The organism is Amaricoccus sp. (assembly GCF_017995835.1).
In the GTDB taxonomy this organism is placed as follows: Bacteria; Pseudomonadota; Alphaproteobacteria; order Rhodobacterales; family Rhodobacteraceae; genus Amaricoccus.
The window spans coordinates 1-20,916 of sequence record NZ_JAGOID010000032.1 but is presented as its reverse complement, the minus strand read 5'-3'; the positions used below and the strand labels follow the sequence as shown (position 1 = coordinate 20,916).

The 20,916-nt window shown below is 70.6% G+C and carries 20 protein-coding genes; 9 read left to right on the top strand and 11 right to left on the bottom strand.

What is annotated here, in order from left to right; all coding sequences use genetic code 11:
• Positions 1-12 precede the first annotated feature (12 nt).
• Entirely contained in the window at positions 13-528 is a 516-nt protein-coding gene (locus KBA23_RS07285) for a hemerythrin domain-containing protein (RefSeq protein WP_290738701.1), read from the bottom strand.
• 97 nt (positions 529-625) lie between these two features.
• Between KBA23_RS07285 and KBA23_RS16835 the strand changes: the two genes are divergently transcribed.
• Complete coding sequence (locus KBA23_RS16835) at positions 626-748, top strand: hypothetical protein (RefSeq protein WP_366935300.1); 123 nt, start codon at positions 626-628, stop codon at positions 746-748.
• 5 nt (positions 749-753) lie between these two features.
• Complete coding sequence (locus KBA23_RS16830) at positions 754-1,230, top strand: Rrf2 family transcriptional regulator (RefSeq protein ID WP_366935299.1); 477 nt, start codon at positions 754-756, stop codon at positions 1,228-1,230.
• Here the strand turns inward: KBA23_RS16830 and KBA23_RS07275 are convergent.
• Positions 1,173-1,943 carry a GntR family transcriptional regulator gene (locus KBA23_RS07275; protein ID WP_290738697.1) on the bottom strand — a complete coding sequence of 257 codons (771 nt, stop codon included), beginning with the start codon at positions 1,941-1,943 and terminating at the stop codon, positions 1,173-1,175. The two genes, KBA23_RS16830 and KBA23_RS07275, sit on opposite strands and share 58 nt — an antisense overlap.
• The gene (locus KBA23_RS07270; RefSeq protein WP_290738694.1) at positions 1,940-2,785 is read right to left on the bottom strand and encodes a BadF/BadG/BcrA/BcrD ATPase family protein; all 846 of its coding nucleotides are present in this window, start codon (positions 2,783-2,785) and stop codon (positions 1,940-1,942) included. The genes KBA23_RS07275 and KBA23_RS07270 overlap by 4 nt, the downstream gene beginning before the upstream one ends.
• A 120-nt stretch (positions 2,786-2,905) precedes the next feature.
• Here KBA23_RS07270 and KBA23_RS07265 point away from each other — a divergent pair, with 120 nt between their 5' ends.
• The 7 genes from KBA23_RS07265 (at position 2,906) to KBA23_RS07235 (ending at position 9,741) form a co-directional block, all read left to right on the top strand.
• On the top strand, positions 2,906-3,793 hold the full coding sequence (locus KBA23_RS07265; RefSeq protein WP_290738691.1) for an N-acetylmuramic acid 6-phosphate etherase: 888 nt from the start codon (positions 2,906-2,908) through the stop codon (positions 3,791-3,793).
• 55 nt (positions 3,794-3,848) lie between these two features.
• A complete protein-coding gene (locus KBA23_RS07260; RefSeq protein WP_290738687.1) occupies positions 3,849-5,114 on the top strand; it encodes an ABC transporter substrate-binding protein in 1,266 nt (421 codons plus the stop codon).
• A 131-nt stretch (positions 5,115-5,245) separates the two neighbouring features.
• The gene (locus KBA23_RS07255) at positions 5,246-6,163 is read left to right on the top strand and encodes a carbohydrate ABC transporter permease (protein WP_290738684.1); all 918 of its coding nucleotides are present in this window, start codon (positions 5,246-5,248) and stop codon (positions 6,161-6,163) included.
• An 8-nt stretch (positions 6,164-6,171) separates the two neighbouring features.
• Positions 6,172-6,717 carry a GNAT family N-acetyltransferase gene (locus KBA23_RS07250; RefSeq protein ID WP_290738680.1) on the top strand — a complete coding sequence of 182 codons (546 nt, stop codon included), beginning with the start codon at positions 6,172-6,174 and terminating at the stop codon, positions 6,715-6,717.
• Positions 6,714-7,553 (top strand): carbohydrate ABC transporter permease, encoded by an 840-nt coding sequence (locus KBA23_RS07245; protein ID WP_290738677.1) that lies wholly within the window; start codon positions 6,714-6,716, stop codon positions 7,551-7,553. The genes KBA23_RS07250 and KBA23_RS07245 overlap by 4 nt, the downstream gene beginning before the upstream one ends.
• Positions 7,554-7,701: 148 nt before the next feature.
• Positions 7,702-8,730: a Gfo/Idh/MocA family oxidoreductase gene (locus tag KBA23_RS07240; RefSeq protein ID WP_290738674.1), complete on the top strand. Its 1,029-nt coding sequence runs from the start codon at positions 7,702-7,704 to the stop codon at positions 8,728-8,730.
• Positions 8,731-8,739: 9 nt separating this feature from the next.
• Positions 8,740-9,741, top strand: a complete 1,002-nt coding sequence (locus tag KBA23_RS07235; protein WP_290738672.1) for an ATP-binding cassette domain-containing protein — start codon at positions 8,740-8,742, stop codon at positions 9,739-9,741.
• A gap of 33 nt (positions 9,742-9,774) precedes the next feature.
• Here the strand turns inward: KBA23_RS07235 and hflX are convergent, their stop codons facing one another.
• The 8 genes from hflX to KBA23_RS07195 all read right to left on the bottom strand — a co-directional run bounded on the left by hflX (position 9,775) and on the right by KBA23_RS07195 (position 20,796).
• Positions 9,775-11,031, bottom strand: coding sequence for a GTPase HflX (gene hflX, locus KBA23_RS07230; RefSeq protein WP_366935298.1), 1,257 nt, complete (start codon positions 11,029-11,031; stop codon positions 9,775-9,777).
• A 13-nt stretch (positions 11,032-11,044) separates the two neighbouring features.
• Entirely contained in the window at positions 11,045-11,281 is a 237-nt protein-coding gene (gene hfq, locus KBA23_RS07225; protein ID WP_290738666.1) for an RNA chaperone Hfq, read from the bottom strand.
• A gap of 174 nt (positions 11,282-11,455) precedes the next feature.
• Complete coding sequence (locus KBA23_RS07220; protein WP_290738663.1) at positions 11,456-12,955, bottom strand: potassium transporter TrkG; 1,500 nt, start codon at positions 12,953-12,955, stop codon at positions 11,456-11,458.
• Between the two features lie 3 nt (positions 12,956-12,958).
• Positions 12,959-14,341 carry a Trk system potassium transporter TrkA gene (trkA, locus tag KBA23_RS07215; RefSeq protein ID WP_290738660.1) on the bottom strand — a complete coding sequence of 461 codons (1,383 nt, stop codon included), beginning with the start codon at positions 14,339-14,341 and terminating at the stop codon, positions 12,959-12,961.
• A 91-nt stretch (positions 14,342-14,432) separates the two neighbouring features.
• Entirely contained in the window at positions 14,433-15,836 is a 1,404-nt protein-coding gene (locus KBA23_RS07210; RefSeq protein WP_290738657.1) for a sigma-54 dependent transcriptional regulator, read from the bottom strand.
• Complete coding sequence (locus KBA23_RS07205) at positions 15,833-18,109, bottom strand: PAS domain-containing sensor histidine kinase (RefSeq protein WP_290738654.1); 2,277 nt, start codon at positions 18,107-18,109, stop codon at positions 15,833-15,835. Before KBA23_RS07205 ends, KBA23_RS07210 begins: the two co-directional genes overlap by 4 nt.
• Before the next feature lie 114 nt (positions 18,110-18,223).
• Positions 18,224-19,675, bottom strand: coding sequence for a nitrogen regulation protein NR(I) (ntrC, locus tag KBA23_RS07200; protein WP_290738721.1), 1,452 nt, complete (start codon positions 19,673-19,675; stop codon positions 18,224-18,226).
• On the bottom strand, positions 19,672-20,796 hold the full coding sequence (locus KBA23_RS07195; RefSeq protein ID WP_290738650.1) for an ATP-binding protein: 1,125 nt from the start codon (positions 20,794-20,796) through the stop codon (positions 19,672-19,674). The genes ntrC and KBA23_RS07195 overlap by 4 nt, the downstream gene beginning before the upstream one ends.
• Between the last annotated feature and the right edge of the window lie 120 nt (positions 20,797-20,916).

Genomic DNA, 20,916 nt, shown 5'->3' with positions numbered 1-20,916 from the left:
GCCCCCGCGCGGTCAAGCCTGCTGCGCGTAGCGCGGAAAGAGCACGCGCTCCTCTGCATAGATGTGGGCGACCAGGTCGTCGGCCAGGCGCTCGAGCCCGATGCAGAGGGCGACCCAGATCTCAGAGGCGCCGGCCGGGGCGCGGTAGCCGCCGGAAAGCTGCGCCATCCGCATCAGGAACTGGATGTTGTCGTCGTGCTCGGCGCTCATGACCGCGATCCCGGCCGAGAGCCGCGGGCTCGGACCGTCCTGCATCAGCGGAAAGATGCAGTACTCCTCCCGCAGCATGTGCTCCTCCTGGCTCGCCGCCAGCTCGGCGAGAAGATCGGCGATCCCGCGCGGCGCGTCCGCCCGATCCGGCGTGGTCGCCTCGACTTCGCGCGCCAGCCCGATCAGCCGCGGCAGCGTCTCGCGGAAGGCCGCGTGCTGCGCGAGCGCGAGCCCGATCAGCGCCTCGCTGGAAACCTCGTCCAGCCGCTCAATCGAGGTCGCGCCCGCCCCTTGATGGTCGAGGCGCCGGACGGGCATCTCTCTTACTCCATCCTCGAACGAAATCGGTATTTGAAACTCTACTTATGCGGGAATCGTCGTTGATGAGAAGCGTTTTCTGCTTCACACCGTTCACATGCGCCTTACACTCTTCACCGACTACGGGCTTCGGACGCTGATGCGCCTCGCGGAGGAGCCGACGCGCCTTTTCACCACCGAGGCGATCGCCGACGAGTTGGCCTGTCGCGCCATCATCTGACCAAGGTGGTCGGATCGCTGCGGGCGGCGGGCTACGTCGACACGCTGCGCGGCGCCGGCGGCGGCTTGCGCCTGGCGCGACCGGCGGAGACCATCCGCATCGGCGAGGTGGCGCGGAGGCTCGAGAGCGGCTACCCGCTGGTCGAGTGCTTCCGCGGCGACGGTGGCCACTGCACCTTCACCTCGCACTGCCGGCTGAAGCGCCGGCTCATCGCCGCCAGTGAGGCCTTCTTCCACGAGCTCGACTCGATGACGCTGGCCGATTGCGTCCCGCCCGCGCCGCCCCGGCGGCGCAACGCCGCCGCGCCAGACGCAGCGGAGCGCGAGACCGCCGTCGTCGCGACCGTGTGCGGCAGCGCCGCATTGTCGACCGGCAGCGCCAGCCCCGGGAACCCGGCCCCGACGTTGGCCGAGGGTCGCATCGGTCATGCGTCGCTCTTCTCCGGTTCCTGCGGCAGGCGCAACTCGGCGACGAAGTCGTAGGCGTCACCGCGGTAGACCGAGCGGGTGAACTCGAGCGCCCTCCCGCCGTCGAGGTAGGAGATCCGCTCGATCCGGAGCCCGGCGACCCCGGCGGCGACGCCGAGCAGCTCCGCGTCGCGTGCGCCGAGATTGGCCGCCGAGATGCGCTGCACCGCACGCACCGGCCGCCGGCCCCGGGCGCGCAGCGCGGCGTAGAGCGAGGCCCCGACCTTCCCGGGGTCGGGCAGGTCCGACTCGGCGAGGGTGGCGCGCTCGATGGCGAGCGGCGCCCCGTCGGCCAGCCGCAGCCGGTCGAGCCGCGCCACCCGCTCGCCGGCGGCGAGCGCGAGCGCCATCATCTCCTCCGGCGAGGCGGCGAAGACGCCGCGCTCCAGCCAGACCGAGCGCACCTTCCTGCCGCGCCGCGCCATGTCCTCGGAGAACGAGGTGAGCTGCGACAGCGATTGCTCGACCTTCTCGACCGACGACGCGACGAAGGTGCCCGAGCCGCGCCGCTGCACGAGCTGGCCGGAGACAACGAGCGCCGCGACCGCCTTGCGGACGGTGACGCGGCTGAGCCCGGTCAGCGCGGCGAGCTCGCGCTCGGACGGCAGCGCGTCGCCGGGCGCGAGCGCGCCCGAAGCGATCGCCTCGCCGATCCGTCGGCCGAGCTGGAGATAGAGCGGCCCATGCCCCGGATCGGCGAAGTCCGATGGCGCGAAGAGCGGGCTCACCCCAGCTCCCGCGCCAGCGCCAGCGCGCCGTCGAGCGCCGATCCCTGCGCCGGTCGCACCAGCGCGCCGTAGCGGTCTGCGAGCCGTGCCGCGTAGTAGGGCCCGAGCCCGCCGAGGAAGCACACGATCCCCGGCCCGGGCGCGAGCAGGAGGTCGATCGCCGCCGCCGCATCCGTCACGGCGGCGTCGAGGATCGCCGCGGCGCCCGCGTCCCCCTCTGCCGCGATCATCCGGGGGGCGAAGGCGGCGAAATCCGCCGGCCGGGCTCCCTGCGCCCAGGCGACCAGTTGCTCCGGTCCACCCGCCTCGGCGAGCACGGAGGCGAGGAGCGGCGAGCCCGGCGCGAGCCCGTCATGGGCGAGAAGCGCCGCCTCGCAGAGGCTGCGCCCGAGCCGCGCCCCCGAGCCCTGGTCGCCGAGCAGGAATCCCCAGCCACCGATGGTGCGCACCTCCCCGCCGCGCTGGGCGGCGAAGACCGAGCCGGTCCCCATGGCGGCGATGACCCCGTCCTCCGCGCCGAGCGCGCCGCGGGCCGAGATCAGCGCGTCGCTCACCACTCGCGACCGCGCGAAGGGCAGCCCCTCGGCCAGCCGCTCCGCCCGCCCGCGCACGTTGGCGCCGGCGAGCCCGAGCGCCGCCACCAGATCGCCGAGCCCGGATCCGAGCCCGGCCGCGACAAGCGCCGCGCCGGCGGCGGCGACCACGCTCGCGCGCGCGCCGTCGGGATCGCTGAAGATGTTGGCCGCGCCGCCGGCGCCCTCGCCGAGCACCCGGCCCGAAGCGTCGGCCACCGCCGCGCGGCACCCCGTCCCTCCGCCGTCGATGCCGAGATAGAGCGTCATGCCGCCGAGTCCCCTGACGCCGCCGACGATACCAAACTGATGCCAATGCACAAGAGGCGCACTTGAGTCTGGACAATTGGTATTGCTTTGGCATCGTAGCTGAATCAGGGAGAATCGCCCATGCCGCTCGCCGCCACCGAAGCGCGCCATCCGGCCGCCAAGGGTTTGCAGGACCGCCCCCTCGCAGGAGCGGCGGCCGCGCTGGCCGAGGCGCAGGTCGCGGCCGCGGCGGCGGTGCGCGCCGCGCTCCCCGCCATCGCCGCCGCCGCCGAGACCGCCGCGGCGGCGCTCGAGGCCGGCGGCCGCCTCGCCTATGCCGGCGCCGGCAGTTCCGGCGTCATGGCGCTCGCCGACGCGCTCGAACTGCCCGGCACCTTCGGCCTCGCGCCGGAGCGCGCCCCGGTGCTCCTCGCCGGCGGCGCGGCGACGCTCCTGCACATGACCGGCGCCGTCGAGGACGACCCCGCCGCGGCGGGCGCGGAGGTCGCCCGCCTCGCCCTCGGTCCCGCCGACGCGCTCGTCGCCGTATCGGCCAGCGGCACGACGCCCTACACGCTTGCCGCGGCCGCGGCCGCCCGCGCCGCCGGCTGCCCGGTCGTCGGCATCGCCAACGTCGCCGGCTCGCCGCTCCTCGCCTGCGCCGACCGGCCCGTGTTCCTCGACACCGGCGCCGAGGTGGTGGCGGGCTCGACCCGAATGGGCGCAGCCACGGCGCAGAAGGTCGCCCTCAACATGATCTCCACCCTCGCGGCGCTGCGCCTCGGCCACGTCCATGACGGGCTGATGGTCAACCTCGTCGCCGACAACGCCAAGCTGCGCGCCCGCGCCGCCCGCATCGTCGCCGAGCTCGCCGGCGTCAGCCCCGAGGCCGGGGCGGCGGCGCTCGCCGGCGCCGGCGGCGCGGTCAAGCCCGCGATCCTCCTCGCCGCCGGGGCCGCCGATCCGGCCGCCAGCCTCGCCGCCGCGGGCGGACGCCTCGGCCCCGCCCTCGCGACCCTCGACCGATGACCGAGCCGAAAAACCACCGGGGCCGCCCGACGGTTCCGCCACAGGGAGAACACGAATGAACCGACCGACCCTCCGGGCGCTCCTGCTCGGCGCGACCTGTCTCGCCGGCGCGGCCGAGGCCCAGGACGCCACGCTGACGATCGAAAGCTGGCGCAACGACGACCTCGCGATCTGGCAGGAGAAGATCATCCCGGCCTTCGAGGCCTCGCATCCGGGGATCAAGGTCACCTTCGCCCCCTCGGCCCCGACCGAGTACAACGCCGCGCTGAACTCCAAGCTCGACGCCGGCACCGCGGGCGACCTGATCACCTGCCGGCCATTCGACGCCAGCCTCACCCTCTACGACAAGGGCCAGCTCGCCGACCTGACCGACCTCGCCGCCATGGCGAACTTCTCCGACGTGGCCAAGTCCGGCTGGTCGACCGACGACGGAGCCCACACCTTCTGCGTGCCGATGGCCTCGGTGATCCACGGCTTCATCTACAACAAGACGGCCTTCGAGGAGCTCGGCGTCACGCCCCCGGCGACGACGGAGGAATTCTTCGCGGCGCTCGACAAGATCAAGGCGGACGGAACCTACATCCCGATGGCGATGGGCGCCAACGACCAGTGGGAAGCCGCGACCATGGGCTACCAGAACGTCGGGCCCAACCACTGGAAGGGCGAGCAGGGCCGGCTGGCGCTGATCGCCGGCACGCAGAAGCTGACCGACCCGCAATGGGTTGCGCCCTTCACGGAGATCGCACGCTGGAAGGACTATCTCGGCGACGGCTTCGAGGCGCAGACCTATCCCGACAGCCAGAACCTCTTCACCCTCGGCCGCGCCGCCATCTACCCGGCGGGCTCCTGGGAGATCGCCCCCTTCCGGGCGCAGGTCGCCGACGCCTTCGAGATGGGCGCCTTCCCGCCGCCGGTCGCGAAGGCCGGCGACGAATGCTACATCTCCGACCATGTCGACATCGCCATCGGCATGAACCCGGCGACGAAGAACCCCGAGGCGGCCAGGACCTTCCTCGAATGGGTCGGCACGCCGGAGTTCGCCCAGCTTTACGCCAACGCGCTGCCGGGCTTCTTCCCGCTCCAGAACGAGGCGGTCGCGCTCGACGACCCGCTGGCGCAGGAGTTCGTCTCCTGGCGCGAGAAGTGCAAGTCGACGATCCGCTCGACCTACCAGATCCTTTCCCGCGGCACGCCGAACCTCGAGAACGAGACCTGGAACGCCTCGGCCAACGTCATCCGCGGCACCGAAACCCCCGAGGCGGCCGCCGCCCGGCTCCAGGAGGGACTCGCCTCCTGGTACGAGCCGCAGAAGGGCAACTGACGCCTGCCGCGACTGGCCCCGCCCGAAATCCACCGAGGACCGGGCGGGACGATCGCTGCGCCAAAGGCTGCGCCGGACCGCGACCGGCCGCCTGCCCCCTGCGGGGGGCGCCTTCCCCAGGGGAGCCGACGATGACCGACCGCAAGCCGTTCCGCTGGCATATCCTGGTGTTCCTCGCGCCGGCCGTCGTGGTCTACACGGCGGTGATGATCCTGCCGCTCTTCGCCACGCTGAACCTCGCGCTCTTCACCCGCGGGCCGGATGGCGAGGCCTTCGCGGGACTCCAGAACTTCCGCACCCTGTTCGGCGATCCGCGCTGGTCGGCCTCGTTCTGGAACGCGCTCGGCAACAACACCTGGTTCTTCGTGATCCACATGCTGGTGCAGAACCCGATCGGCGTGGCGCTGGCGGCGCTGCTCTCCTCGCCGCGCCTGCGCTTCGCCGCCCTCTACCGCACCGCAATCTTCATTCCGACCGTGCTCTCCTTCGTCATCGTCGGCTTCGTCTGGAAGCTGATCCTCTCGCCGATCTGGGGCATCGCGCCGGGGATGCTCGACGCCGTCGGCCTGAAATCCCTCTTCTCCCCCTGGCTCGGCCAGGAGGATACGGCGCTGACGACGCTGGCGCTGATCTCGGTCTGGCAATTCGTCGGCATCCCGATGATGCTGATCTATGCGGCGCTGCTCTCCATCCCCGACGAGGTGATCGAGGCGGCCGAGATGGACGGCGTCACCGGCTGGGCGCAGTTCTGGCGGATCAAGCTGCCGCTGATCCTGCCCTCGATCGGCATCATCTCGATCCTGACCTTCGTCGGCAACTTCAACGCCTTCGACCTGATCTACGTCTCCCAGGGCGCGCTCGCCGGACCGAATTTCGCCACCGACATCCTCGGCACCTTCCTCTACCGCACCTTCTTCGGCTTCCAGCTCCAGCTCGGCGACCCGCACATGGGTGCGGCGATCGCCACGGCGATGTTCGTCATCATCCTCGTCGGCGTCTCGGTCTACCTCTTCGGCATCCAGACGCGACTGCGCCGCTACCAGTTCTGAGGCCCGGCATGCACGACGCCGCCATTGCCCCGATCCGCCCGCTCACGGCCGCCGAGGCCGCCGCCTCGCCGGCGCTCCTCGCGCTCAACAACGCTCACGCGACCGAGCTGTCCGCCCTCGACGCCGCCCGCTTCGGCGCGCTCGCCGGACGCGCCTTCATGGCCGCGCGCATCGGCGAGGCCGATGCGCTGCTGCTCGCCTTCGACGAAACCGCCGACTACGACAGCCCGAACTACCTCTGGTTTCGCGCCCGCCACGATCGCTTCGTCTATGTCGATCGCGTCGTGGTCGCGCCAGCCGCCCGCGGCCGGGGCCTCGCCCGCGCCCTCTATGCCGCGCTGGTCGCCCGCACCCGGACGGCGGGCGCGCCACGCATCGTCTGCGAGGTGAACGCGCTGCCGCCCAACCCGGCGTCGGATGCGTTCCACGCCGCCCTCGGCTTCGCGCCCGCGGGCGAGGGCCGGCTCGCGGGCGGCAAGCGCGTGCGCTACCTGGCGCTTCCCCTCGACGCCGCCGACCCGACGGCGGCCCGAATCGCCGGAGGCCGCCCATGACCGGCGCCCGCGCCTCGCTGCCGCGCATGCTCGCCGCCCACGGCGTGCTCCTCCTCTACACGATCATCGCGCTCTTTCCGGTCTTCGTGATCGTGGTGAACGCCTTCAAGTCGCGCCGCGCCATCTTCTCCGAGCCGCTGGCGCTGCCCACGCCCGCGACCTGGGACCTCGTGGGCTTCCGCACCGTGCTCCAGCAGGGCGACTTCCTGCTCTACTTCCAGAACTCGCTGATCGTCACCGTCGCCTCGCTCGCCTGCGTGCTGCTGTTCGGGGCCATGGCCGCCTTCGCGCTCTCCGAATACCGCTTCCGCGGCAACATGCTGATGGGCCTCTACCTCGCGCTCGGCATCATGATCCCGATCCGGCTCGGGACGGTGGCGATCCTGCAACTCATGGTCGCCTCCGGCCTCGTGAACACGCTCCTGGCGCTGATCCTCGTCTATACGGCGCAGGGGTTGCCGCTTGCGGTCTTCATCCTCTCGGAGTTCATGAAATCCGTCTCCGACGACCTCAAGAACGCCGGCCGCATCGACGGCCTCTCCGAATACACCATCTTCTTCCGCCTGGTCCTGCCGCTGGTCAGGCCGGCCATGGCGACGGTCGCGGTCTTCACCATGATCCCGATCTGGAACGACCTCTGGTTCCCGCTGATCCTCGCCCCGGCCGAGACGACCAAGACCGTCACCCTCGGCGCCCAGGTGTTCATCGGCCAGTTCGTCACCAACTGGAACGCCGTGCTCGCCGCCCTCTCGCTCGCGATCCTGCCGGTCCTCGTCCTCTACCTGATCTTCTCGCGCCAGTTGATCCGCGGCATCACCGCAGGAGCGGTGAAGTGAGCCCGCCGTTCCCGGGCATCGGCGGATCGCCCATCCTGCCCCGCCGCCGCAAATCATGCATACGCGTCGTGCATGGATTGTGCATACCCTGTGCATCGCGTTTTCCGAGCCGCCCCAACGGCTTGCGCTCGCCAGCCGAGGTTTCGCCATGAAGCCCCTCCGAACCCTCGTCGCCGGCCTCGGCAACATGGGCCGCTCCCATGCGCTCGCCTATCACGCGAACCCGGCCTTCGAGATCGTCGGCCTCGTCAACCGATCGGCGCCCGACCTGCCGGAGGCGCTGGCGGGCTACCCGCTGACGGCCGACTTCCCCGAGGCCCTGGCGCGGCTGAAACCCGACCTCGTCTCGATCGCCACCTATTCCGACAGCCACGCCGACTACGCCGTCGCGGCGCTGGAGGCGGGCGCCCATGTCTTCGTCGAGAAGCCGCTCGCCACCACCGTCGCCGATGCCAGGCGCGTGGCGGCGAAGGCGCGGGAGACCGGGCGCAAGGTCGTCGTCGGCTACATCCTGCGCCATCATCCCTCGTGGCAGCGCCTGATCGCCGAATCCCGCGCGCTCGGCGGCCCTTACGTCTTCCGCCTCAACCTCAACCAGCAATCTTCCGGCCCGACCTGGGAGGTGCACAAGGCGCTCATGCGGACGACCTCCCCAATCGTCGATTGCGGCGTCCACTACGTCGACGTCATGTGCCAGATCACCGACGCGAAGCCGGTGGAGGTCCGCGGCATGGGCCTGCGCCTCTCGCCCGAGATCGCCGCCGACACCTACAATTACGGCCACTTCCAGGTGCTGTTCGAGGACGGCTCGCTCGGCTGGTACGAGGCGGGCTGGGGTCCGATGATGTCCGACACCGCCTTCTTCGTGAAGGACGTGGTCTCGCCGAACGGCGCCGTCTCGATCCGCATGCCCGAGAGCGCCCGCTCCGACGACATCGACACCCACACCATGACCTCGACCATCCGCCTGCACCGGATCGGCGAGCCCGACCGCGACCTCTCCATGGCCGACGAGCCCGGCCACCAGGCGCTCTGCGACCGCGAGGCCGCCTTCGTCGCCGAGGCCGTCGCCGGGGACGCCGACCTCTCCCGCCACCTCGCGGACGCCGTCGCCTCGCTCGCCGTCTGCCTCGCGGCGGACGAGAGCGTGCGCAGCGGCCGCCCCGTCAAGCTCTGAGAAAACCAGATGGGCCAGCTCGACCTCCGCGCCGTCACCAAGTCCTTCGGCCAGACCGACGTCATCAAGGGCGTCGACCTCTCAGTCGCCGACGGCGAGTTCTGCGTCTTCGTCGGCCCCTCCGGCTGCGGCAAGTCCACGCTCCTGCGCATCATCGCGGGCCTTGAGGACGCGACCTCGGGCGACATCCTCATCGACGGGCGCCGCGTCAACGCGACCGCGCCAGCCGATCGGGAAATCTCGATGGTTTTCCAAAGCTACGCGCTCTATCCTCACCTGACGGTAAGGGACAACATGGCGCTCGGCCTCAGGCAGTCCGGCGCCCCGCGCGCCACCATCGACGAGCGCGTCGCCAACGCATCGCGCATGCTGTCGCTCGAGCCGCTCCTCGCCCGCCGCCCGTCCGAACTCTCCGGCGGCCAGCGCCAGCGCGTCGCCATCGGCCGCGCCATCGTGCGCACCCCGAAGCTCTTCCTCTTCGACGAGCCGCTCTCGAACCTCGATGCGGCCCTGCGCGTCCACACCCGCATCGAGATCGCCCGCCTGCATCGCGAACTCGCCGCCACGATGATCTACGTCACCCATGACCAGGTCGAGGCGATGACGCTCGCCGACAAGATCGTCGTCCTGAACGCCGGGCGCATCGAGCAGGTCGGCGCCCCGATGCAGCTCTACAACGATCCCGCCAACACCTTCGTCGCCGGGTTCATCGGCTCGCCGCAGATGAACCTCCTCGCCGCCGGCCCGCTCGGCCAGCCCGGCAAGACCCTCGGCATCCGCCCCGAGCACCTCGAACTCGACCGCGAGGCGGGCGCCTTCCCCGGCGCGATTTCCCATGTCGAGCACCTCGGCGGCGAGACCAACGTCTACGTCCGCACCGACACGCACGGCCTTCTCACGGTCCGCCGCTTCGGCGAGCACCGCTTCGCCGTCGACGAGACGGTCCACCTCACCCCCGACCCCGCGCGCGTCTTCCATTTCGACGAGGACGGGCGCCGGCTGCGGCCCTGAGCGCATCTCGTCGGCGGCCCCGCTCCTCGACGCTCACAGCGTCTCGTAGCGGCTCCGATCGCGCTCGGTCCAGCGGACGGAGACGCGATAGCCCTCGTCGGTCTGCACCTCGCCGCGCACCAGCTTGCGATCGAAGAGCCAGGCGCGGCGGCGGCCCTCGTCGAAGCCGAGGTGCAGCGTCTCGTCATGGACCGGTTCGGAAAGCTCGGCGGCGACGACGGCGACGAGTTCGGGCACGCCCTCTCCGGTCACCGCCGAGATCGCCCGCGCCCGCGGCGTGCGCGCGGCGACGTCGAGAAGCGCGCGCGCCTCCTCGGCCGGCAGGACGTCGATCTTGTTCCAGACCTCGACCATCCGGGCCTCGGCCGCCTCGCCGACGCCGATCTCGCGCAGGATCGCCCGCACGTTCTCGGCCTGGATCTCGGTCTCCGGGTGCGAGACGTCGCGCACGTGAAGGATCAGGTCGGCGTCCACCACTTCCTCGAGCGTGGCGCGAAAGGCGGCGACGAGCTGGTGGGGCAGGTCGGAGATGAAGCCGACCGTGTCCGACAGGATCGCGCGCCTGCCCGGCGCCACCTCGAAGGCGCGCATGGTCGGGTCGAGCGTGGCGAAGAGCATGTCCTTGGCCAGCACCGCTCCCCCGGTCAGCCGGTTGAACAGCGTCGATTTTCCGGCGTTGGTGTAGCCGACCAGCGCCACGACCGGCAGGTCGGCCCGCCGCCGCGCCGCGCGCTGCTGGCCGCGGGTGCGCACGGTCCTGGCCAGCGCCTCGCGGATGCGCTCGATGCGCTCGTCGAGCGCGCGTCGGTCGGCCTCGATCTGGGTCTCGCCGGGGCCGCCGAGGAAACCGAAGCCGCCGCGCTGGCGCTCGAGATGGGTCCAGGAGCGGACGAGGCGGGACTTCTGGTAGCTCAGATGCGCGAGTTCGACCTGGAGCACGCCTTCGCGGGTCTTGGCGCGGTCGCCGAATATCTCAAGGATGAGGCCGGTGCGGTCGAGCACCTTGGCCTTCCATTCCTTCTCCAGGTTGCGCTGCTGGATCGGCGAGAGCGGGCCGTCGACGATGACGAGGCCGATCTCGCGCTCGGCGATCAGCGCCCTGATCTCTTCGACCTTGCCGCTGCCGAACAGCGTTCCGGCGCGGCGGCGGGCGACCGGCGCGAGCCGGGCGTCGACCACGTCGAGATCGAGCGCGCGGGCGAGGCTGTCGGCCTCCGCCAGCGCGTCCATGGGCTCACGCGGGCCGCGGTCGCGGCCGGAGAGGACAGGATGCAGGACGAGCGCCCGCATCCTGGCGGAGGGGTCAGTCAGATTCGGCCTCGTAGAGCGTGATCGGCTGCGATGGCATCACCGTCGATATCGCATGCTTGTAGACGAGCTGGGACTGTCCGTCGCGGCGGAGCAGGACGCAGAAATTGTCGAACCAGGTGATCACGCCCTGCAGCTTGACGCCGTTCATCAGGAAGATCGTGACCGGGACCTTGGACTTCCGGACGTTGTTGAGGAAGGCGTCCTGGAGGTTCTGTTTTTCGGCAGCCATTGTTTTCAGCCTTAAGTTGTATGGAAGCGCCGGAACGCCGCGCTCCTGTTGTTTTTGTGCTGCGGAGTATGGGCGGCGCCGCGGACCTTTTCCAGACCGGGGGGCCGCTTTTTTGCGGACTGATGCGATGATGCCGCATTAGCGAAAACGCTTCGCATGCGCAATAGAGACGCGTTACCGCCACAGCGCCGGGTTGAACAGCGCGACGAGGACGAGCACCTCCATCCGCCCGACGATCATCGCAGCGCAGAGCACGGCGAGCGCCGCATCGGGCATGCCGGAATAGCGGATGCCGTCCGACAGCGCGTCGATCGCCGGGCCGGTGGTGGTCAGCGCGGCGATGGCGAGCGCGAGGCCGTCCTCGAAGGCAAGCCCGATCGCCGTCAGCGCCACCATGACGATGGCGATCGAGACGAGGAACATCATCAGGAAAGCGAAGGCGACCCGCGCGCCCCGGTCGGTGATGGCGTTCGGCCCCCGCCCGTGGGACAAGACGCTGCTCGGATGGATCAGGAGCGCCATCTCGCGCTGTCCGTTGCGGTAGAGCGCATAGAGCCGCAGCAGCTTGATCCCGCCCGCCGTGGTGGCGATCCCCCCGCCCATGACCGCGACGCCGAGCAGGATCGCGCCGGGGTTCGGCAGGTCGGACCACAGCTGCATGGAGCGCCAGTCCGTGCTCTCGAAGCCGGTGGTGGTCAGGTAGGAGAGCACGGTGAACAGGCTCCCCCAGATCGCCCGCGCGGCGGCGACGAGGTTGTCCTGCCGATCGATCTCGCTCGCGCCGATGAAGCTGCGCAGGAACAGGAGCAGGGTCACGCCAAGGACCGAGATCAGCATCAGCCGCACTTCCGGGTCGTCGAGCCCGAACTGGCGGCCGAGACGCGGCCGCAGGCTCAGGAAGCCGTGCGACACCGCGGTCAGGAGGAAAATTGCGATGGCCGCCTCGCCAAGGACGCCGGAGGCCGCGCCCGACAGCCCCCCGACCGGCGAGACGCCGCTCGTGGAGAGCGTGGCCATGGCATGGCAGGCGGCCACGAACGGCCGGTCCCCCGCGGCGATCAGCAGCAGCGTCAGCAGCCCGGTCAGGATCGCGTAGACCGGCGTGATCCGCTGCGCCGTGCGCAGGATGCGCGCCGTCGCCTCCGGCACGTCGCCGGCCCGACGCCCCACCGTGCGCGTTTCGTCGAAGTCGCGCACCTCGAAGCCGCCGAGGTTCAGCGGCGCGAGGATGGCGAAGACGGAGACGAGCACGAGCAGCCCGCCCGCCCAGCCGACCATGGCGCGCCAGAGATGCACCGATTCCGGCACGAGGCGGGGGGAGTCAATCAGCGTCGCGCCGGTCGTCGACAGCGCCGAGAGCATCTCGAAATAGGCCCGTCCGTAGCCGAGCCCCGGCACGAGATGGACGAGCGGCGCGCCGAGCGCCACCGGCAGCGCCACGTAGGTCGCAAGCAGTGTCGCCAGGTGATAGCGCGCCGCGTTCCGCGGCTGGCGGTTGGCGGTGGCGAGCCCGACCAGCACCGCGACGAGCGCGAAGAACAGCCCGCTGTAGAGGAAGGTCAGCGCCGCCTCCCCGTGCCCGCCCCGCGCGGCGTGCAGGGCGGGGACCGCCATCGCCGCGGAGGCGGCCAGGACGAGAATGGCGATCGCCGGGAACTGCCGCAGCGTCTGCATCGCTCAGAAGAAGTCCAGCCCCACCTGGAACAGGCGCTCGACGTCCATGATGGCGTCGCGCATGGCGAAGACCGTCAGCACGTCTCCATCGCCGATCCGCGTGTCGCCGCGGGGCGCGATCACCTTGTCGCCCTTGCGGATCAGCCCGATGCGCGCGCTGTCGGGAATGTCGGCGTCGCGCACCATCTTGCCGGCGATCGCTGACGTCGAGAGCACCTGCGCCTCGATCACTTCGGCCTCGGCGTCGCCGATCGAGTAGACCGACCGGATCCGCCCATGCCGCACGTAGCGCAGGATCGACGAGACAGTGGTGGCGCGCGGGTTGACGTAGGCGTCGATCCCCATCGGCGCGATCAGGCTGATCAGCGACGGGTCGTTGACCAGGGCGACGACCATCTTCGCGCCCTCGGTCCTGGCGCGCACGCAGGCGAGGATGTTGGTCTTGTCGTCGTCGGTCAGCGCCAGCACCGCGTCGACGTGCTCGACCTGCGCCTCGGCGAGCAGGTCGATGTCGAGCCCGTCGCCGTTCAGCACCACGGTGCGGCGCAGCTCGTCGGCCACCGTCTCGGCGCGGGCGCGATTGCGCTCGATCACCTTCAGCCGGATGCGCCGCGGATCGGCCTCGAGCTTCTGCGCGACGTGGAAGCCGATGTTGCCGCCGCCGACCACGATGACGCGCGTGACATCGACATGCGCCTTGCCGAACACCTCCATCACCCGCGCGACGTCGGTCGTCGCGGTGATGACGTAGATCTGGTCGCCCTCGAAGAGCTGGTCGTTCGGGTCGGGCACGAACAGCCGCTCGTCGCGGCGCACGCCCACCACCACCACCCGCAGCGTCGAGAACAGCTCGGAGAGCTGGCGCAACGGCGTGTTGAGCACCGCGCAGCCCTGGTCGAGCGACACCCCGATCAGCTGCGCCGCCCCGTCGAGAAAGCCGCCGATGTCGAAGGCCGCCGGCGCGGTCAGCCGCTGGATCACCGCGTCGGCGACGGCGTATTCCGGCGAGATCACCACGTCGATCGGCAACGCGTCGGTGCGGTAGAGATCGGAATAGATCGCGCTCAGGTAGGACTGGCTGCGCAGCCGGGCGATCTTGCGCGGCACCTCGAAGATCGAGTGGGCGATCTCGCAGATCACCATGTTGACCTCGTCCGACTGGGTCGCCGCGATCACCATGTCCGCGTCGCGCGCCCCCGCCTGCTCGAGCACCTCCGGATGCGAGGCGAAGCCGGCGACGCCGCCGACGTCATAGGCCTCGGTGATCCGGCGCACCACCGCCGGGTCGGTGTCAATGACGGTGACGCGGTTCGCGCCCTCCTCGCGCGCCAGATGCCGCGCGATCTGCCCGCCGACCTGGCCCGCGCCGCAGATGATGATCTTCATGACCCGCCGCCGGCCGCCCCTTCGATTGCGCCCCGTGAACGGAACGGGACATGCCGCGCGTCGTCAAGACCCGATTGCGCCGCTCCCGGCCTCAGACGTGCTCCTCGGCCTCCTCCTCGGAGCGGCCGCCGCGGGAGGCGGGGAGCACGTTCAGCGACTTCAGCTTGCGATGCAGCGCCGAGCGCTCCATCCCGACGAAGCTCGCCGTCCGCGAGATGTTGCCGCCGAACCGGTTGATCTGCGCAAGCAGATACTCCCGCTCGAACACCTCGCGCGCCTCGCGGAGCGCGAGCCCCGCGAACGCGGCGCCGATCGAGGCGCCGGGGCCTCCGTTCGAGGAAGGCGCGTCCGCGACCAGATCCTCCGGCTGGATCGGCCCGAGGTCGGAGCCGAGGATGAGCGCCCGCTCCAGAGTGTTGCGGAGCTGGCGCACGTTGCCCGGCCAGCGCATCGTCTGCAGCTGCGCCTCCGCCTCGGTCGAAAGCTGGCGCAGCGGCAGGCCCTGCACGGCGTTCAGTTCCTCGAGGAAGTGCCGCGCCAGCGCCGGAATGTCGTCGCGCCGCGCCTCCAGCCCGGGGACGGTGACGGGCACCACGTTCAGCCGGTGATAAAGCTCGGTGCGGAACCGCCCGGCCGCGACCTCGCGCGCGAGGTCGCGTGTCGTCGCCGAAACCACCCGGACGTCGACCCGCACCACGCCGCCGCCGCCGACGCGCTGGAAGGCCTGGTCGACGAGCACCCGCAGGATCTTCGATTGCGTGCCCGGCGGCATGTCCGCCACCTCGTCGAAGAAGAGCACGCCCGTATGCGCGCGCTCGAGCAGCCCGGGCTCGACGCCGCGCTCGCCGCCCTCGCGGCCGAACAGCACCTCCTCCATCTGCTCGGCCCCGATCGAAGCCGAGTTCACCACCACGAACGGGCCCTTGTCCCGGTCGGAATGCGCGTGGAGATAGCGCGCCGCCACCTCCTTGCCCGCCCCGGCCGGCCCGGCCAGCATCACCCGGCTGTTGGTGCGCGCCACCTTGTCGAGCTGGCTCTTGAGCTGGCGGAAGGCGGCCGAGCCGCCGACCATCCCGCCGGACGCGCCCGTTTCCTTCTCCTTCAGCGCGGCGTTCTCGCGCCTCAGGCGCGAGGTCTCCAGCGCCCGGCCGATCACCACCATGAGCTGGTCGATGTTGAAGGGCTTCTCGATGAAGTCGTAGGCGCCCTGCTTGATCGCCGCCACGGCGATCTCGATGTTGCCGTGCCCGGAGATGATGACGATCGGCACGGCCGGATTGTCGCGCTTGACCTTCTTGAGGATGTCGATCCCGTCCATGCGGCTGTCCTTCAGCCAGATGTCGAGGATCACGAGGTCGGGGGCGGCCTTGTCGATCTCGGCGAGTGCGGTTTCGCCGTCCCAGGCCATGCGGACCCCGTGGCCCTCGTCCGTGAGGATGTCGGCGATCAGGGCGCGGATGTCGCGCTCGTCGTCGACGACGAGGATATCGGTCATGACGTGCTCTCTTTCAGTTTCTTGCTTATGGCGGCCGCGTGTCCATCCCCGCGGCCGCGCGCCACGGCCGCCTCCGGGAAGGTGACGCGCGCCCAGGCGCCCGGCCGCTGCGAGCCCTCGAAGACGGGAGCGGGCATCAGCTCGAGCGTGCCGTCGTGTTCCTCGACGATCTTCTTGACGATGGGCAGGCCGAGGCCGGTGCCCTTGGCGCGATGGGTGACGTAGGGCTCGAACAGCCGCGCGGGCTGGTCCGGCAGACCCGAGCCGTTGTCCTGGATGTCGATGACGATGCCGGGCGCCTCCAGCGCGAGCCGAACCCGGATCTCGCCCGGCGGCGCGCCGTCCCCGCGCGCCTCGATGGCTTCCTCGGCGTTCTTGATGAGGTTGGTCAGCGCCTGGTTGATCATCGTCGGATCGAGGAAGGCCATGACCGGCTCGGCCGGACGGTCGAGCGTGAAGCGGACGTCGGGACGCGCGCTCTCCTGCAAGAGCACCGCCTCGGCGAAGAGCTTGCCGAGGTCCATCACCTGGCGTTCCGGGGCGGGCATCCGGGCGAATTTCGAGAACTCGTCGACGATCCGGCGCAGGTCGCCGGTCTGGCGCACGATCACGTCCGCATACTGCTCAAGCGCCTCGCGCTGGTCGCCGACCAGCGGCCCGAACTTGCGCCGAAGCCGCTCGGCCGAGAGCTGGATCGGGGTGAGCGGGTTCTTCACCTCGTGGGCGATGCGGCGGGCCACGTCGCCCCAGGCGGCCATGCGCTGCGCCACGACGAGGTCGGTCACGTCATCGAACGAGACCACATGGCCCTCGACGGCGCCCTCGCCGGAATGGCGCGTGGCGATCCGCGCGAGCAGGTCACGTTCGGCGCCGTTGCGCCGGAGCTTGACCTCGGCCTGCGCCGCGCCCGCGCGGCTGGCGTCGACGCGGGCCATCAGGTCGGCGAACTCCGGCGCCGCCTCGACCAGCGGCCGCCCCCACACCTCCTCCGGGTCGATGTCGAGCAGGCGCGCCGCCGCGGCGTTGACGAGCTCGATCCGGCCCTCGCTGTCGAGCCCGAGCACGCCGGCCGTGACGCCCGAGAGCACGGAGTCGAACAGCCGCCGCCGCCGCTCCGTCTCCATGTTCGCCTCGATCAGCGCATCGCGCTGCCCCTTCACCTGGCGCGTCATGGTGTTGAAGGCGCGGCCGAGGAGCGCGATCTCGTCGTCGCTGCGCGATTCCGGCACCCGCGCGTCGAGATCGCCCTCGCCGACCCGCGCCGCCGCCGCCGCGAGCTGCCCGACCGGGCGCGCCAGCCGCTGGGCGAACCACAGCGCCAGCCAGATCGCGCCGAGGATCACGACGAGCGCGAAGCCGATGTAGATCAGCGCGAACTCGAAGAGCAGCCGCCCGCGGTCGGACTCGAGCTGCTGGTAGAGGTTCACCGTCGCCTGGGTCTCGTCAAGCAGGCTGAGGATGTTCCCGTCGACCGCCCGGCTGACGTAGAGGTAATGATCCGCGAAGGCGTCGAGCTTCAGGAGCGCCCGGAACTCGTTGTGGGTCCAGTCCTCGATCACCACGACCTCGCCAGCCTCGGCGCGGGCGATCTCCTCCCTGGTGGGCGGGCTGAAATCGAAAAGGTAGCTGCGCTCGCCGCGTGCGCGCAGCTCCCCGTCCCCGTCGATGACGTAGGCCTTGGGCAGCGCCCGCTGCATCTGGGTCTGGCCGCGGGTCAGAAGCTCGCGCAGCAGCCCCCCGGTCAGCAGCGGATAGCGCTCCTTCTGGGCGTCGAGGAACGCCGCGAGCTGTCCGGCGTCGGCCTGGAGCGTGCGCAGGTGCTCGTCCTCATAGGCCTGCGCTGCGGCCAGCGAGTTCGCCACCACGTTGCGCACCCGCTCCGAGAACCAGCCCTCCAGCCCGAAATTGAGCGTGATGGTCGCAAAGACGGCGACGAGCAGCGTCGGCGCCAGCGCGAACAGCGTGAAGACCCGCATCAGCCGAAGGTGCAGACGCGACCCTTCCGCCTGCGCCCGGCGCGCCGCCAGCATCTCGACCAGCCGGCGCGCCATGAAGGCGGCGAGGATCAGCGCATAGACGAAGTCCGCGAGCAGGACGAAGCGCAACGTCCGGCCCGCCTCGCGCGTCGCAAGGTCGGAGAAGGCGACGAAGGTGAGGAGCGCCAGCAGCGGCCCGAGCGCGAACAGCCCCCAGACTGCCGCGACGCGGACCGCCCGGTTCTTCCGCAGGCGCGCGATGCGCGCGCCTGTCTCGGTGATGGTTGCACTGCGCATTCTGCGGCGACAGGCTCTCGACTGCTCGACTGTGGCAATCTTACATCATTCGAGCGACGCCTGTAACCGGAATGTCGAGCCACGGGCCATTTTTCGCCGGTGGCAGGTCCGGCCCTACATCATTCGCTTGCCGCGCGTGACCCTTATGTCGAGATCCTTGATCTTCTTTCGCAACGTGTTGCGGTTGATCCCGAGCAGTTCCGCGGTCCGCACCTGGTTGCCGCGGGTCGCCGACAGCGACAGCGCGATCAGCGGCAGCTCCATCTCCTTGAGGATGCGATCATAGAGCCCGTCCGGCGGCAGGCTGTCGCCGTGGAGGTCGAAGTATCGCCGCAGATGCGCCTCGATCGCCTGGGAAAGCCGCTGCGGCTGGACCGCCTGCGGACCCGCGGCCGAGGAAGGCCGCGCCGCGATCTCCTGGCTGACCACCGTGCCGGAGATCACGTCGTCGGGGCAGAGCACGCAAAGCCGCCGCATCAGGTTCTCGAGCTCGCGGACGTTGCCCGACCATTCCTGCTTCTTCAGGATGTCGAGCGCCTCCTTCGCGAGCGTCTTGCGCGGAAGCCCCTCGCCCTCGGCCTTCCGCAGGAAGGCCCGCGCCAGGTCCGGCACGTCGTCGAGCCGTTCGCGCAGCGGTGGAAGACGGATCGGCACCACGTTGAGACGATAGAACAAATCCTCGCGGAATCGCCCCTCGTTGATCAGGCCCCGCAGGTCCTGGTGCGTGGCGGCGATGATCCGCACGTCCGCCGTCTGCAACTCGCGCCCGCCGATCCGGGTGTATTCGCCCTCCTGCACCACCCGCAGCAGCCGCGTCTGCGCGTCGAGCGGCATGTCGCCCACCTCGTCGAGGAACAGCGTCCCGCCCTTGGCCTGCTCGAACTTGCCCTGCATCGCCCGGTCGGCGCCGGTGAAGGCGCCCTTCTCGTGGCCGAACAGCTCGCTCTCGATCAGGTCGCGCGGGATCGCCGCCATGTTGATCGCGACGAAGGGCCCCTTCTTGCGCAGCCCGAAATTGTGCAGCGCGCGCGCCACCAGCTCCTTGCCGGTGCCGCTCTCGCCGGTGATCATCACGCCAAGATCGGTGTTCATCAGCCGCGCGAGGATACGGTAGACCTCCTGCATCGCCGGCGAGCGCCCGATCAGCGGCAGGTTGTCGCCGCCGACCGGCTCCTCCTCCGCCCCCGCCTGGGGCCGCGCCTTCTGGTTCAGCGCCTTGGAGACCTGCGACAGAACCTCCTTCAGGTCGAAGGGCTTCGGCAGGTATTCGTAGGCGCCCACCTCCGCCGCGCGAATCGCCGTCATCACCGTGTTCTGCGCGCTCATCACGATCACCGGCAGGCCCGGCCGGCGCTTGCGGATCGCCGGCAAGAGGTCGAGCGCGTCGCCGTCGGGCATCATGACGTCGGTCACCACGACGTCGCCCTCGCCCTCCTCGATCCAGCGCCACAGCGTCGAGGCCGTCCCCGTCGCCCGCACCCGGCACCCCGCCCGCGTCAACGCCTGCGCCAGCACCGTGCGGATCGAACGGTCGTCGTCGGCGACGAGAATGGTCCCTTCCATCAGGCCTCCGCCTCGCTAACCACGACGCCGGAGCCGGCGCGCTCCTTCTCGTCGGGCGCCGCGCCGCGCCAGACAGGCAGCCGGACGCGGAACCGCGTGCGCCCCGGCCGGCTGTCGCATTCCACCACGCCGCCATGGTCGGCGATCAGCTTCGAGACCAGCGACAGACCGAGCCCGGTCCCGTTCACCTTGGAGCTGACGAAGGGGTCGAAGATGTCGCGCACCAGCCCCTCCGGCACGCCCGGGCCGTTGTCGGTGATGGTGACGAGCAGCGGCAGGCTCTCGCTCCCCCCGCCCGGACGCTGCATCTTGACGCCCGGCGCGTACGCCGTCGAGATCGTGATGGATCCCCCAACCTTCGGAACCGCTTCAGCGGCGTTCTTCAGAAGGTTCTGGAACACCTGCAACAACTGGTCCGGATCCCCGGCCGTCGGCGGCAGCGAGGGGTCGTAGTCCTCGCTGAAGCGGGCATGGGCGGCGAAGCCCGCCCTGGCCGCCCGCCGCGCCCGGTCGAGCACATCGTGGATGTTGAGCGGCCGGCGCTGCGCCGGGCGCAGGTCGCCGAACTGTTCCACCCGGTCGACGAGCTTGCCGATGCGCGCCGCCTCGGTCTGGATCAGGCTCGTCAACTCGCGGTCCGCGTCGCCGAGCCCCATCTCCAGCAGCTGCGCCGCGCCCGAGATGCCCGCGAGCGGGTTGCGGATCTCGTGCGCCAGCATCGCCGCCATGCCCGTCACCGAGCGCGCCGCCGAGCGATGCCCGAGGCTTCGGTCCATCTTGTCCGCCATGCCGAGCGGATGGATCAGCAACAGCACCGCCCCGTCGTTCTCGTTCAACGGCGCCGCATGGATGTTGTGCGACAGCGCCGCCTGGTCGCCCCAGCCGACGAGGATGTCGTACTGGGCCACCGACACCCCGCTGCGCCGGGCCTGCCGCACCACGTCGAGCACCGCGCTGTCCTCGCCGAGGAACCTGCCGAGCGGCCTTCCCTCCATGTGCCGCGCCGAGACCGCGCCGAAGCTCTCCGCCGCCGGGTTCGCCGCGCAGATCGCATCGTCCGCCCCCAACACCAGCGCCGGATAGGGCACCGCCCCCCAGATCGCCTCGAAACTCGGCGCGCTCATCAGTGCACCCTTGCGGTGGTTGAGCTTTTCACCCCGCATGCGGGGTGAAAAGCTCGGCCCGCACCGAGCGCCCGCCGCGACGGCCAAGCTCGCTTGCCAGCGAACGGCCAGCATGAGACC